11 protein-coding genes and 2 riboswitches are annotated in these 14,257 nt (G+C 65.5%); of the genes, 3 read left to right on the forward strand and 8 right to left on the reverse strand.

Annotation, left to right across the window (positions count from 1 at the left end):
- Positions 1–44: 44 nt before the first annotated feature.
- From BM052_RS08235 to BM052_RS08260, 6 genes are all read right to left on the reverse strand, one after another.
- Complete coding sequence (locus BM052_RS08235) at positions 45–1,040, reverse strand: DUF6607 family protein (RefSeq protein ID WP_091145395.1); 996 nt, start codon at positions 1,038–1,040, stop codon at positions 45–47.
- A 17-nt stretch (positions 1,041–1,057) separates the two neighbouring features.
- A complete protein-coding gene (locus tag BM052_RS08240; protein WP_255406031.1) occupies positions 1,058–3,316 on the reverse strand; it encodes a TonB-dependent hemoglobin/transferrin/lactoferrin family receptor in 2,259 nt (752 codons plus the stop codon).
- A gap of 169 nt (positions 3,317–3,485) precedes the next feature.
- Complete coding sequence (locus BM052_RS08245) at positions 3,486–4,478, reverse strand: zinc-dependent alcohol dehydrogenase family protein (protein WP_255406032.1); 993 nt, start codon at positions 4,476–4,478, stop codon at positions 3,486–3,488.
- Positions 4,479–4,482: 4 nt separating this feature from the next.
- The gene (locus tag BM052_RS08250; protein WP_091145398.1) at positions 4,483–6,015 is read right to left on the reverse strand and encodes a bifunctional aminoglycoside phosphotransferase/ATP-binding protein; all 1,533 of its coding nucleotides are present in this window, start codon (positions 6,013–6,015) and stop codon (positions 4,483–4,485) included.
- A 48-nt stretch (positions 6,016–6,063) separates the two neighbouring features.
- Entirely contained in the window at positions 6,064–6,444 is a 381-nt protein-coding gene (locus tag BM052_RS08255) for a hypothetical protein (RefSeq protein WP_091145399.1), read from the reverse strand.
- A 79-nt stretch (positions 6,445–6,523) separates the two neighbouring features.
- The gene (locus BM052_RS08260) at positions 6,524–7,066 is read right to left on the reverse strand and encodes a GNAT family N-acetyltransferase (protein WP_091145402.1); all 543 of its coding nucleotides are present in this window, start codon (positions 7,064–7,066) and stop codon (positions 6,524–6,526) included.
- 381 nt (positions 7,067–7,447) lie between these two features.
- Here BM052_RS08260 and BM052_RS08265 point away from each other — a divergent pair, with 381 nt between their 5' ends.
- Positions 7,448–9,979, forward strand: coding sequence for a cation-translocating P-type ATPase (locus tag BM052_RS08265; RefSeq protein WP_091145403.1), 2,532 nt, complete (start codon positions 7,448–7,450; stop codon positions 9,977–9,979).
- A 127-nt stretch (positions 9,980–10,106) separates the two neighbouring features.
- On the opposite strand, the gene BM052_RS08270 is transcribed toward BM052_RS08265, so the two are convergent.
- A complete protein-coding gene (locus BM052_RS08270; RefSeq protein WP_091145406.1) occupies positions 10,107–10,793 on the reverse strand; it encodes a phosphoribosyltransferase in 687 nt (228 codons plus the stop codon).
- Positions 10,790–11,074 (reverse strand): hypothetical protein, encoded by a 285-nt coding sequence (locus BM052_RS19420; protein ID WP_143084782.1) that lies wholly within the window; start codon positions 11,072–11,074, stop codon positions 10,790–10,792. The genes BM052_RS08270 and BM052_RS19420 overlap by 4 nt, the downstream gene beginning before the upstream one ends.
- A 48-nt stretch (positions 11,075–11,122) precedes the next feature.
- Positions 11,123–11,357, forward strand: a riboswitch (cobalamin riboswitch).
- 248 nt (positions 11,358–11,605) lie between these two features.
- On the opposite strand from BM052_RS19420, the gene BM052_RS08275 reads away from it, so the two are divergent.
- Both BM052_RS08275 and cobW read left to right on the forward strand, forming a co-directional pair.
- Complete coding sequence (locus tag BM052_RS08275) at positions 11,606–12,598, forward strand: HoxN/HupN/NixA family nickel/cobalt transporter (RefSeq protein WP_091145604.1); 993 nt, start codon at positions 11,606–11,608, stop codon at positions 12,596–12,598.
- 179 nt (positions 12,599–12,777) lie between these two features.
- A riboswitch (cobalamin riboswitch) is annotated at positions 12,778–13,018 on the forward strand.
- Between the two features lie 180 nt (positions 13,019–13,198).
- Complete coding sequence (gene cobW / locus BM052_RS08280; protein ID WP_091145408.1) at positions 13,199–14,254, forward strand: cobalamin biosynthesis protein CobW; 1,056 nt, start codon at positions 13,199–13,201, stop codon at positions 14,252–14,254.
- Positions 14,255–14,257: the final 3 nt, after the last annotated feature.

The following is a 14,257-nucleotide window of genomic DNA, read 5'->3' on the forward strand; positions in this document are numbered from 1 at the left end:
AACGGCAGGCGGATCGTGGCGTCGCGCAGGTATTGCTGCCGCGATCAGCGGGTGACCTCGGCGATGACCGCACGGGCCTGGCTGATCGCCTTGCCGGTCGTCAGCTTCCCCGCCTGGATATCATCGGCATAAGCCATCAGGCGTTCACCCGAAGCCGATCCGGTCTCGGCGATCTCGGGCACCGCGACGCCGCGGCCGCGCGCGATCGCTTCATCCCATATGGTCCGGACCGCAGCCCAATAGTCCCTGGTCGCGTTCCAGTAATCGTCGGCGGCCTTGACGTCGAAGGCGCCGTCGCGGACATAGCTGTTGAGCACCGATTCCTGGACGAACGGAACGATCTTCGCATCCGCCGCCGCCGTATCCGGCCCCATCTTGATGTTGTCCTGCCAGTGGATCCACCCAGCGGGGCTCGGCGAATGGCGATTGATCGCGAGATAGCGGTCGTAAGGCGGATGGCGGACGGCGTCGCGCCGCGCGAGCGGGCGCCAGGTCCAGTTGCTGCGCCAGCGGCGAACACCGCCTTCGCTGGTCCATTCACCCCATCCTCCATAACGGGGACTATCATCAGTCTGCCAGACGGTCTGCGACCAGCGGCCCTTGCGCATCCGCTCGGGCACAGCCTCGATCGTCCAGCGCCCCTTGCCGGCGTAGACCAACACCTCGACCGGCTCGTACGTCCAGTCCTGCCGCCAATGCTTGACGACCACCGTCTTGCCCGCGTCGCCGGGCACTACCAGCAAATGCTGGAGGACGATGCGGCGGCCGCTGTCTTCGATCACGCGGACGCTCTCATGGCCGCCCGACACTTTCGGGGCGATCGGCGTATAGTCGGCGCGCCAGGGCGTCGTTTCCCTGAAATCGAAGGTCACCTTATAGTCGCCTGCCATGGCGAGGATCGAAGCCCGGTCAGCGGCGAACGCGGCCTGCTCGTCGGTGGCGGTCCGCTGGGCGACGGGACCGTCCGCGCGGGCCGGGGATGCGGCGGGCGCCAGCATCGCGGCGGCGAGCAGCAGGCGCAGGGTGATGGTCTTGGTCATGATTTTGGATCTCCCGATCAGAAGCGGGCCGTAAGCGATACGCTCGCGTTACGACCAGGCTGGGTATAGGCATCGGCGACGGCGAGGTTTGCGGGCGTGGCCGCCAGGCCGCGCACATCGCTCCACCAGGCGTATTTCTTGTCGAGCAGGTTGAAGATACCCGCCCGCAGCGCGAATGCCTCGCCGACCCGCACGAACGCGGTGGCGTCGAGAATGGTGAAGCCGTCGGGGCGATAGCAGGACGGCGTGCATTGCCCGGCTGTGCGGCTCGCTTCTTTCCCCATTGAATGGGTCATCACGATCTGCCCGCCGAAGCGGCCTTGGCGTTGGCGATAGCCGATGCCCGCGACCAGCTTGAGCGGATCGACGCTGAGCAGCGGCAGCGTCGTCCCAGAAGCTCCGACGACGTCGCCCCTGGTGTAGGAGATCGCGACGTTGGCCGTGATGCCCGATGCCGCCCGGCCCTCCAGCTTGCCTTCGACGCCTTTGGTCTTCACGCGGGCAAGGTTGATGAACTGGAAAATGATCGGGTCCGCCACGGTCCCGGTGCCGCTGATCTGCTCCTGGCTGATGAAATTGCGGTAGCGGCCCGAAAAGCCGGTGACAGTGGCATCGAGATGCGCGCTGGCGAAGCGCAGCCCACCCTCGAACGTCTTGCTGGTTTCGGGTCGCAGGTCGGGATTGGGGATCGATTTATAGGCGAAGAAGGGCGAGGTCGGGTTCTCGAAGAACTGATTGACCTGGCTCGGCGAAGGCGCCTTGAAGCCTTGCGCATAATTGGCGAAGACGCTGGTGCCGCCGTCCAGCTTCAGGACCACGCCGATCTTGGGCGAGACGCGGGATCCGCTTTGCCCGGCGGTCACGAAATTGGGCAGGAGTGGATCGGCCTTGGGATCGAGCTTGTAGTGATCGAAGCGAAGCGCCGGAAAGAGCGTGAACGCCCCACCCATGAAGACGATCTCGTCGGCGAGATAGGCGCCGGCCAAGGTGTAGTCCGTGATAGGAAAGGCGCGGGTCGGAAAGACATCGGGGGCGGTCGGGACAGTGCCGTCGCGCAGGCCCTGCTGGCGGGTGATGCTGATGTCGCCGCCGTAGATCAGCCGATGCGCGATCGCGCCGCTCGCGAAATCGCTGCGCGCTTCCGCGATCGCGCCCAATACGCGGTTCTCGAAGGTGTTGAGCCGCGTTCGGTCGGCGGCCGTATTGCGATCTTCAGCCGTGTACTGACGATTCTCGCCGTCCTGATACCAGAGCGCCGCCTGGGCATGGTCGATGACGCCGCTACCTTGATAGCGCCAGTCCAAACTGACCCGATCTCGCCTTGTCCGGTCCCGCGCGGTCAGCCCGATGACACTGGTCGCTCCGCTCGGCACCGCGGCGATGCCGCTCAGCACATCGGTGCCGACACGCGCATCCAAATGATCGACCGTCAGCCGGACACGGTTGGAGCCGTCGGGCATCCAGACGATCTTGCCGAGAGCCGCGTTGGAATTCGTGTCCTGCGGATTGGGTGCGGTTCGCGTCGCGTTGGGCGCATCGACGCCGCCCTTGTTGTCGAGTTCATGACCGTCGCGCCTTGTATAGGCGATCAATGCGGACCAGTCGCCCGAACGACCGGCCAAGATCGCGCTTTCGGAAAACTCGTTATCGGCCGAGTCGTAAGCGGCGCGGGCAAGGCCGGCCATACGCCCATCCTTGCCCAGGAAATCCGCCGGATCGCTGGTGATGAAGCTCACCGCACCGGCAAGACCGTCGCTGCCATAGAGCGCGGAGGCGGGGCCACGCAGAATCTCCACCGACTTGACGAGGCCGAGATCGACATAGTCACCGCGCCCGGCCGCCTGTGCGCCGAAGCTGAATTCGTCCGGCACGCGGATGCCGTCGACCTGGATGAGCACGCGGTTGCCCTCGATCCCGCGAATGTTGAAGCCGGCATTGCCGTCGCGTCCCGTCGTGCCCTGGGCGGCGCCGAAGCGGGTCGGCGCCCGGCGGACGCTGACCCCCGGTTCGAACCGCACCAGATCCTTGATATCGGAGACCAGCTCGTCAGCGATCCGCGCATCGTCGATCACGCTGACTGTCGCGGGAACGTCGAGGATCGATTGCGGTATCCGGGTCGCGGTCACCGTTATGGTGTTCCGTGCATCCGCGAAGACCAGTGGGTCGCCATCCTGCGCGCTTGCGGACGTTGGCGCGAATGCGAGCGCCGCGCCGGAGAGGCCCATCAACAGGTCGACCGCCCTTCCGCCCCGCGAAAGGCTTCGATTATCGTTCATGCGCGCTTATTGCCCCAAATGATATAGCGAATGATTCGCATTATCATTGATACGATTCAACTGGACTGTCGTCAATCAGGATCGAAAACCGGGTTCGTTTGCGCCCGGTAAGTGCTATTGGGAATCATGCGAATGCCGCGCGGCGCACATTTGCCGCCGCCGGTCCTGCTCAGGGGACCAGCACGAGAGCACCTTCTACTTCGCCCGCGCGCAGCCGATCCAGCGCGTCGTTGGCCTGTGCGAGCGGCATGGATGTCACGTGGGTTCGCACTGGCACTCTGGCCGCCAGGTCGAGAAATTCGGTGCCATCGCTGCGGGTCAGATTGGCGACCGAAACGATGCTCCGTTCCTCCCACAAGTCAGCATAGGGGAAAGCCGGGATGTCCGACATGTGAATGCCGGCGCAGACCACGCGGCCGCCCTTTTTCACGGCCTTGAGCGCCTGGGGGACCAGTGCGCCGACCGGGGCGAAGATGATCGCGGCATCCATCGGCTCGGGCGGAATGTCCGACGAGGCACCGGCCCAGTGGCATCCCAGCCGGCGTGCGAAGTCCTGTCCGGTGCGGTCGCCCTCGCGGGTGAAGGCGAAGACCTTGCGGCCCTGCCAGATCGCAAGCTGGGCAAGGATATGGGCGGCGGCCCCGAAGCCGTAGAGCCCCAGCACCGGAGCATCACCCGCGATGCGATAGGCGCGATAGCCGATGAGCCCGGCGCACAGCAGCGGCGCCGCGTGCACGTCGTCGAAGGCATCCGGCATGGCGAAGCAGTAGCGGGCGTCGGCGATGCAATGGGTGGCGAAACCGCCGTCACGGGTGAAGCCGGTGAACAGCGGCTGGTCGCACAGGTTTTCCCGCTCGCTAAGGCAGAACGGGCAGTGTCCGCACGTGTGACCGAGCCAGGGCACGCCCACCCGGTCCCCGACCGAGAAGCCCGAAACTCCCGTGCCCACCGCCTCGATCCGGCCGACGATCTCATGGCCCGGCACGATCGGCAGGCCCCCGTGGATGTCACCGTCGGCGACGTGAAGGTCGGTGCGGCAGACCCCGCAGGCAGTGATGGCGATCCGCACTTCGCCAGGACCGGGCCCGGGAAGCGGACGCTCGACCATCCTGAGCGGCATTCCCGGCGCATCGAGTTGCATGGCGCGCATGGTCGTGGTCATGAGATCAGCTTTCGATCAGGGGCAGGGCGCTTGCAAGCACGTCTTCTGCCGTTCCCGCAGTCGCGATCCTGATCCAGTCCAGATCGCGGAGCACATAGCCGAGCTGGCGGTCGACCACGGCGGCATCGGCGTCGGAAGCATCGCCATGCCGGGCGCCGACCCGCGCCTGCAGGATTTCGCGAGGCGCCTCCAGCCATAGGCCGGTGAAGGAGGTGCCGGCCGAGGTGGCCAGCGCGGCGATCGCTCGGCGCTCGCGGGCATCGGCGAAGACGCCGTCGACGATCACCGGCATTCCCGCCGCGATCGCGAGGTGCGCCTCTTCCAGCAGCTTGCGATAGATCTCGGCGTTGCGTTCCTTCGTATAGGCCGCCTGCGGCAGATGGTCTTCCGGAGCAACCCCGGCCAGTCGCTTGCGCAGCACGTCGGTCCGCAGCCAGCGCGCGCCCGGCGCCGCGCCGGCAAGCGGGGCGAGGCGCCCTGCCAACGTGGACTTGCCGCTACCGCTCAGGCCGCCGATCGCGATCACGCGGGGTCCCGGCCGATCGAGAAAGACGAGCGCGGCGGTCAGGTAGTCCCGTGCTGCCTTCAGCTTGCCTTCGCGTTTTGCCTTATCGTCCTGCCGTTCGGCGGCGCTCGCCTCGACATGCGCGCGCACGGCGGCGCGCATCGAGAGGAACAGCGGCATGGCGGCAAGCCCATCGCTTTCCTCGCGCATGTCGCAATAGCGGTTGAACAGCAGCGAAGCCTCCGCGCGCAGGCCGTGCTGCCACAAATCCATCAACAGGAAGGCAAGATCGTACAGCACGTCCGTGGTGGCCAGTTCCGGATCGAACTCGAGGCAGTCGAACAATGTCGGCCGGCCGCGCCACAGACAGATATTGGCAAGGTGCAAGTCGCCGTGGCAGTGCCGGACGTGCCCGCTTTGTGCCCGCGCGTCGAGCAACGGGGCTAGACGTTCCAGCAGCGCGAGGCTGCGTTCATGGAGCAGGTCGCAGTCACCGGCAGGCAGGAGACCGGCGGCGAGGGCGGCCATGCTTGCGCGATTACCCTCGATCACTTTGCGAACACGCATCGCGCCGGCGCCCGGCACTACCTTGGCCCCCTCGTGGAACGCGGCAATGCCGTCGGCGAGATCGCGGATCAGGCCGCGATCCAGCGGCCCCTTGCGAGCCATGGCGTCGAGCAGGCATTCGGCCGGAAAACGGTGCATCACCACCAGCCAGTCGATCGGCTGCCCCTCACCCAGCGTCAGGGTTCCATCCTCGCGCCGGCCGACGGGTTGGACCGCAAGGTAGAGTTCCGGCGCCGTCCGGCGGTTGAGTGCCAGTTCAGCCTCGCACACGGTCTTGCGCTTTGCTGCTGTCGAAAAGTCGAGGTAGGGATAGCGGATCGCCCGCTTGAGCTTGTAGGCGCGCTCGCCGGCGAGGAAGATGATCGCGGCATGGGTATCGATGCGCTCGATCGGCTCGCCGACCGGGTAAGTTGCGGGGTCGGAAAGAAAGGCGATCACTTCGCTTTGGTCACGGGATTTCGCCAAGCCTTGCCCCTTTGTTTGCGGCCAGCGCCTGGTCCTCCCGCATCGCGGCTAACGGCTGACCATGCTTGGCAGGGGCTGGACGGCGGCGACCCGAAATGGGAGCGCGTCGCCGTCCGGCTCGGTCAGGGTGACGTAGTTGCCCAGCGCGAGCGGGTGATTTTCCATGTGGAAGACGGCTTCGTCGTCGGCGTCACCCGGTGCATAGGAAAAGGCCCAGCCGCCTTGCTTGCGCAGGACTTGCCCGCGCGTCACGCCTTGTCCGGGCAGGATCTTTTGCACCGTGGCGCGCGCTGGCGATGCCGTGAAAGCTTCCCGGTCGATCCGCCCGTCGGAAAGCAGCGGAACGATGAGTTCATAGGCATGCTCCTGCGAACCTTCCGGAAATTCGCGCGTGCGCGCCAGGGTGAGACGTACCAGATTCCATGACATGGACAGTTTCTCCGTTGGTCGGCGTGGCTGCCGGGATGATGAGCCCAAGCAGGCTGGTGATGCGCTCCGGCGTGCGTGCTCAGCCTAGCTGAGCCTCGACCAGGACCAAGGTCGCGTCGCCTTCGTAGTCGCTGGTATTGAAGCCGAGTGCGCGCTCGACCTCGATCGCCTGGTGATTGGCCCGACTTTCGATCGAGCGCAGGCGGCGCACACCGCGTTCGCGGGCCAGCTCTGCCGCATGTTTGAGCAGAGTCCAGCCAATGCCCTGTCCCTTCAAATCCGGGCTGACCGCGATGGCGACTTCGGCCACGTCCATGTGTTCGTCGGCGACGATCATGAGGCTCGCGGTGAGCCGCGAGGTCGCGGCATCGAAAGCGAGCAGATGCTCGCTGTGCCGGTGGTCTACGCCGATCATGGCGGCAAGCTGGTGCGCTGAAAGGTGCTCCCGCCCGCTCAGGAAGCGAAAGCGCATGTCTTCGGGCGCCAGACGATCGAAGAGCGCGGTAAGAGTCGCTGCGTCGTCCGCCGTGACCGGACGCAGCTTGAGAACGAGGCCCCCGCGCGTGGCAAGCGTGACGCCGCCCGCTTCGGACAGGGTCGTATCGAGCGCTTGCGATGTCATTGGCTTTCTCCAAGCTCTAACGTGCTGGCTGGCGAAGGTATTGGCCTGTCATGGGCGCGCATCTCGTAATGTTACGGAGCGTGACCGGACGAGCCATTGCTGCCATTCTTGCACGGGACGTTGCATTGATGGCAATCAACGACCGCGCCTTTCAAAGAAGGCACCGAAACTGCATGCACAACAACGGTATTCATACCAAGTCTTTTGACGCGAGTCTCAACCTTCTCCTTTCGCCGTTGTGAGGTGGCGAAGAAATGGGGGCGTCAAGAGTTCCGAATGGCGGCTGCTCGTTCCCGCCAACGCGATGACCGGGGGATCAAGATGCTGGACGGCTGCGTCGCGAATATCTCCAAGGGCAATGCCAATGCTGGCTGACCGGACGTGACGCCATCGTCGCCGAACGCCGGCTATCAAGGGCTTTCCGCTTCGCAAGCCCGCGAGCGGCTGGCGCGCGACGGCGCGAACGAGCTGCCTCGTGCGCGTAAACGGACCCAGGTCCGGATCGCGATGGAAGTGCTGCGCGAGCCGATGCTGGCACTGCTTCTGGCGGCGGGCTTGATCTATCTCCTGCTCGGCGACCGGACCGAAGCGCTCATCCTCCTTGTCTTCGCAGGCCTTTCGATCGCGATCACGATCATCCAGGAAGCCCGTACCGAGCGCGTGCTCGAGGCGCTACGCGATCTTTCAGCGCCGCGCGCGCTCGTCGTGCGCGATGGCGAGCTGGTCCGTATTCCGGGGCGCGAGGTGGTGGAGGGCGACATTCTTGTCCTCGACGCGGGCGATCGCATCGCCGCCGATGCGCTGCTGCTTGAAGCGGACGGCATCGAGGCCGACGAATCGCTGCTGACGGGCGAATCGGTGCCGGTGCGAAAGCGCGCCGCGCGGCACGATGAGGATGATCGCGCCGCGCCCGGCGGCGAGGATCGGCCGCAGGTCTTCGCCGGATCGATCGTCACGCACGGGCGCGGCCTGGCGCGAGTCACTGGAACCGGGACGCGCAGTCGCATCGGCGCGATCGGGCTCTCGCTCACCGCGCTGGAGATCCAGGCGCCGCGCCTCCAGCGCGAGACGGCGTGGATCGTCCGCCTCTGCGCGATGGGCGGCATTGCCGTGGCCATGGTGGTGACGCTCCTTTACGGCTTGTCGCGCGGGGGCTGGCTTGACGCGGTGCTGGCCGGGATCGCCATCGGCATGTCGCTCCTGCCCGAAGAGTTCGCGGTCGTGCTGACGATCTTCCTGGCGATGGGTGCCTGGCGGATCGCGCAAGTCGGCGTGCTGACGCGCCGTGCCGCCGCGATCGAGACCCTAGGCGCGGCGACGGTGCTTTGCACCGACAAGACCGGAACGCTGACCTGCAATCGCATGACCGTGGCTGAACTCTGGCTGCCTTCGCAGGAAACCCCCCGTTTTGCGGACGCGCCGCGCGATTCGCGGTTTCGCCCACTGCTCGAAACCGGTGCGTTGGCGAGCGCGCCGGTCCCGTCCGATCCGATGGAAGTGGCATTCCATGCCGCCGCCACCGATACCGGACCGCCGCCACAGCAAGGCCTGCAGCTTCTACGCACGCATGGGCTGCGCCCCGATCTGCTGGCGATGTCCAACGTCTGGTGTGCCGGAGGCGATGAGAACGCGCTGACTATCGCAGCCAAGGGCGCGCCCGAGGCGATTGCGCGGCTCTGCCGTCTGGACGAGACGCAGCGTGCAGCGCTCGACGAGGCCGCGCAGCGCATGGCGGCGCGGGGCATGCGCGTGCTCGGCGTGGCTTCGGCGGTGACGGATCGGGATGGCCTTGACAAGGCCCACGAGGAGCACGTCTTCGTGCTGCTTGGACTCGTCGGCCTCACTGATCCGCTGCGCGCGGGTGTCGCGGAGGCGATCACGCGGTGCCGCTCGGCAGGCATCCGCGTGGTGATGATTACGGGCGATTATGCGGCGACGGCAAAGGCGATCGCCGAAGCGGCCGGGCTTCGCGCAGACAGGATCATGACCGGCGAAGAACTGGCGGCACTGTCGGACGTGGACTTCGCCGCGCGGGTCGGAACTATCGACGTGTTCGCCCGGACCATGCCCGAACAGAAGCTGCGCATCGTCAACGCGCTCCAGGCAGCAGGGGAGGTGGTGGCGATGACGGGGGACGGGGTCAACGACGCGCCCGCGCTCAAGGCCGCCCATATCGGCATCGCCATGGGCAGGCGCGGAACCGATGTCGCCCGCGAGGCATCGGCCATTGTCCTGGTCGAGGACGATTTCGGTGCGATCGTCGATGCCGTTCGCCTGGGCCGGCGCATCTACGACAACATCCGCAAGGCGGTTGGCTTCATCTTCGGCGTGCACGTGCCGATCGCCGCGCTGGCGATCATGCCGCTGGTGCTCGGCTTGCCGCTGGTCCTGGGTCCGATCCAGATCGCGTTGCTCGAAATGATTATCGATCCGGTCTGCGCGTTGGTGTTCGAGGCGGAGCGCGAGGAAAGCCGACTGATGCGGCGTCCGCCGCGCGATCCGGCGCAGCGGCTGTTCTCACTGGATGTGATCCGCCGCGGGGCTGCGCAAGGTGCGCTGGCCGCGGCAGTGCTGATCGCGCTCTATCTGGCCGCCGCCCGCTATGGCCTGCCGGCAGCGGAACTGCGCACCTTGACATTCTTCGCGCTGGTATCGGCAATCCTCGCGCTGGTGCTGGCCAATCGCTCGTTCAGCACCTCGCTGGGCCATGCGCTGCTGCGCGGAAATCGGGTGTTTCGCTATGTGCTGGGATTCATCGCGGCGGGCAGTGTCACCATTCTGACCGTCCCGGCGATCCGTCGGATACTCGGCTTCGCACCGCTCGACTGGCTCGAGCTGGGGCTGGTGGTGCTGACGGGCGCCGGCCTGCTCGTGTTGCTGGAGTTTACCAAAGGTCGGGCCGTGGCAGGATAGCCTGCCGATATCGCGGCGTCATTCCTGGAGGATGCGCTGAAGTAGCGGCGGATCCCGCTCTATTCGTTCTTTGTTTTCCGGATTTTGCGAGTCGTCGGGGGATTCCACCGACGACTCGCAAAATGGTCTACGGGGTCTGGACTTCGCCCAGGCCGGGCTTTTGCCAGTGCCTGGCTTCATCAAGAAGATGGATGACTTCCGTGTCCTCTGTCTGACTGAAATCGCGGTAGTGCATGCCGACAGCATGGAACGGAGTGGGCGAGAGAAGGCATATGACGCGGTCGCACAGCGGACGAAGCTGGGACAGGACGTCTGCCGGCGCCAGCGGCACCGCGAGCACGATCCGGGCCGGCCGCGCCCTTGCGAGCCCCTGCAGGGCCGCGCGCACGGTACTTCCGGTGGCGATCCCGTCGTCGACCACGATCACGTCGCGTCCATTCAAGGATACGGCGGGGCCGGTGCGGTAGAGCACGCGGCGGCGTTCGATCTCCGCAAGCTGCAGCGCGATCTGCCTGTCGATGTAGTCGCGGCTGGCGCCGACCATTCGGGCCATGTCCTCGTCGATCACGACTTGCGGCGAGGCACCGTCGACCAGTGCGCCGATCCCGTACTCTTCATGGCCCGGCGCGCCGATCTTGCGGACCATCAATATGTCGAGCGGCGCGCCAAGCGCCCTGGCGACCTCGAAGCCGACGGGCACGCCGCCGCGCGGCAACGCCAGCACGACGGGGTTTTCCAGATCGAGTGCCTGCACCGCTTGCGCCAGTCTCCGTCCGGCTTCCCGGCGGTCGACAAAGCCTGCTCGGCCGGTCATTTTATGTCTCCCAGATGGCGAAGGAACCACGCGCTGGCGGGCGCGAAGACCTGGCTCAGCGTGCCCGGTTCCTCAAACACATGCCCTGCGCCGGGGACGATCGTCATGTGCCGTTCGCAGTGCATGGCATCGGCGGCGGCGGCATTGACGATGATTCGCCTCTTGTGGGCATTTGCATTGATCCAGTTATTCACGCACTTTTGGTATTTTAGGAACTTTTCCCCGGCTACGCCACGATCGTTGGGCAGTCGGTTCTGATCGATCAGGTGCCGACTAGGCATGGCGTGGCAACAGTGATACCTCGCCCTCTGGGAATCGGCGTTTGCCGGTTTCTGATCGATCGCGCCGGTGCCCTGAATGGGGCTTAATCGGGAATGCGGTGCGGAGGGTTTTCTTCCAAATCCGCGGCTGTCCCTGCAACTGTAAGCGGATAGCGCGATGCACACGGCTCCTTCTTGAAGGGGCAGCCACTGGGCCGGACGCTAAATCATGCGAGGCCTGGGAAGGCGTGCATCAAGCTGTGACCCGCGAGCCAGGAGACCTGCCGGCGTCTGGTCGCTCTTGCCCGGTCCAGGGGATGGCCGCGGCACGGTGAACTCCGTCTGAGCGACGAACGAGCGGCTGGGGCCGCATCGGAGACGTGCGTCGGCCGCCCACGGCGAACGGCCGCCGCGCGTACCGGCCGTTCGCGAACGGTACGCCCCGGCTACGTCGCAGGACGCCGGAGGGACTATTTTGTGATCGAGACCATCTTTTCCGGCGTCGCGGTTGCCGCGCCGGCTTCGCGGTCGTTGCGCCGACGGATTAGCGCTCTGTTCGCGGGATTGATCGCCGCGAATATTGCTGCCTGGATCTGGGCGTATGGTCTTTTTCACGCGCAGCCCCTGATGTTGGCCACCGCTTTGCTTGCCTGGGGGCTTGGTCTGCGTCACGCGGTCGATGCCGATCATATTGCCGCCATCGACAACGTGACCCGCAAGCTGATGCAGAATGGCCAGCGCCCGGTTTCGGTCGGTTTCTGGTTTGCGACCGGGCATTCGGGGATCATTGCCATAGCGTCGATCACCATCGCGCTGACGACCAGCGCGTTGTCGCGCTTCGATGCCTTCAAGGACCTGGGCGGCGTGGTGGCGACCATGATTTCCGCACTCTTCCTTTTCGCCATCGCGGGCATGAACCTCGTCATCCTGCGCTCGGTCTGGCGAACTTTCGCCCATGTTCGAGCGGGCGGCGACTATGTGGAAGACGAACTTGATCTGCTGATGGGGTCGCGCGGCCTGCTGGCCAGGCTGTTCAGGCCGATATTCCGTCTCGTGAACAAGAGCTGGCATATGGCTCCGCTGGGGTTTCTGTTCGGGCTTGGATTCGATACCGCTACCGAAGTCGCCATTCTGGGCATGTCCGCCAGCCAGGCCGCTGACGGCCTGTCGATCGGAACAATCCTGGTCCTGCCTGCGCTGTTCGCGGCCGGCATGGCGCTGATCGATACGGCGGACGGCGTGGTGATGCTGGGCGCTTACGAATGGGCCTTCGTGAAGCCGATCCGCAAGCTCTATTACAACATTACCATCACCCTGATCTCGGCGATCGTGGCCATCATCATTGGCGGAATCGAGGCAATGGTCCTGATCGGCGACACGCTTGGGCTGGCAGGGTGGCCGTGGAGCCTTGCCGCGAAACTGGGAGAAAACTTCAACAGCCTGGGCTTCGCCATCATCGGGCTTTTCGTGCTCTGCTGGTTTGCCAGCTTCGCGATCTATCGCTGGAAGCGCTTCGATGAGATCGAAATATCCGTTGCTGCCTGAAATTTCTGTCGGCCTGGATTGCTTGGGCGGCTTCGCCACCTCGCAACGACGAAGGGAGAAAGCGACGAAGGGGCAGATGGGTCTCGCCCGCCACCGGTGCGATGGGGACGGAGCAACAACACCAATTGGCTTGGCTTCGATTTTCGGCTAGGGCCGGCGCCGAAGGGTGGTCGATGCCGTCCTTCGATGATCGCGCCGGTGCCCCGCCAGGGGCTTAATCGGGAATGCGGTGCGGAAGCTTGCTTCCAAATCCGTGGCTGTCCCTGCAACTGTAAGCGGATAGTGCGATGCACATGCTCCTGAGTGCGGGAGCAGCCACTGGACAAGGCATGTGTGCCGGGCACACGTGCAAGTCTGGGAAGGCGTGCATCAAGCTGTGACCCGCGAGCCAGGAGACCTGCCGGCGCACCGGTCGCTCTTGCCTGATCCAGGGGATGGTCACGGCACGGTAACTCTCCGTCTGAGCGACGAAGCTGTGCGGCTGGGGCTGCACGGTCGCGTGGTCACGGGTGCATTGTCGCGCCCGCCCGTCGTCTCGCGCCGACCGGACATGTCCGGCAAGCCCCCGCTTTTCTCGCTCCGGCGCGCGGGGAAGTTGCCATGTCCGAACTGTCCAAGGTGCCGGTCACCATCGTTACCGGCTTTCTGGGCGCGGGGAAAACCACGCTCATCAGCCACCTGATCCGCAATGCGGGCGGCCGCAGGCTGGCGGTGGTGGTCAACGAATTCGGCACCCTGGGCGTGGACGGCGACATTCTCCAGTCCTGCGCCGTTTCCGCCAATTCTTCCATTCATGGGTGCCCGGCGGAAAACATCGTCGAGCTGGCCAACGGCTGCATCTGCTGCACCGTGGCGGACGATTTCATCCCCACCGTGGAGAAACTGCTCGCACTCGATCCGCGCCCGGATCACATCCTGATCGAGACGTCGGGCCTGGCACTTCCCAAGCCGCTGCTCAAGGCGTTCGACTGGCCGGCCATCCGCAGCCGGATCACGGTGGACGGTGTGCTGGCTCTTGCCGATGCCGAGGCCGTGGCCGCCGGTCGATTTGCGCCCGATGTCGCCGCGCTGGATGCCCAACGCGCCGCCGATCCGAGCGTCGACCATGAAGCACCGCTGTCGGAGGTGTTCGAGGACCAGCTTGCCTGCGCCGACATGGTTTTGCTTACCAAGGTCGATCTGGCCGGGCCTGAAGGCGCCGCGGCCGCGCGCGCCCTGATCCTGGCCAAAGCACCGCGCCCTGTTCCGGTGATCGAACTCGCCGAGGGCGTGATCGATCCGCGTGTGATCCTCGGCCTCGGCGCCGCTGCCGAAGACGATGTCGCCGCGCGCCCATCGCATCATGATGGTGAGGACGATCACGAGCATGGGGATTTCGACAGCACCGTCATCGCGCTGGGCGCGATCGCCGAGCCGGCGGATCTGGTGGCGCGGATCGAAACGCTGGCGCGCGATCACGATATCCTGCGGGTGAAAGGCTATGCCGCCGTTGCGGACAAGCCGATGCGGCTGCTGGTGCAGGCGGTGGGCGCACGGGTGCGCTATCAATACGATCGCCCATGGCGACCCGGTGAAGCGCGGTGCACCACGCTCGTCGTCATTGCCGAGCATGATCGTGTCGACGCCGAAACCATTCGCGGCGTGCTCGCGAACTGAACC

The organism is Novosphingobium sp. CF614, assembly GCF_900113255.1.
Classification (GTDB): domain Bacteria; phylum Pseudomonadota; class Alphaproteobacteria; order Sphingomonadales; family Sphingomonadaceae; genus Novosphingobium.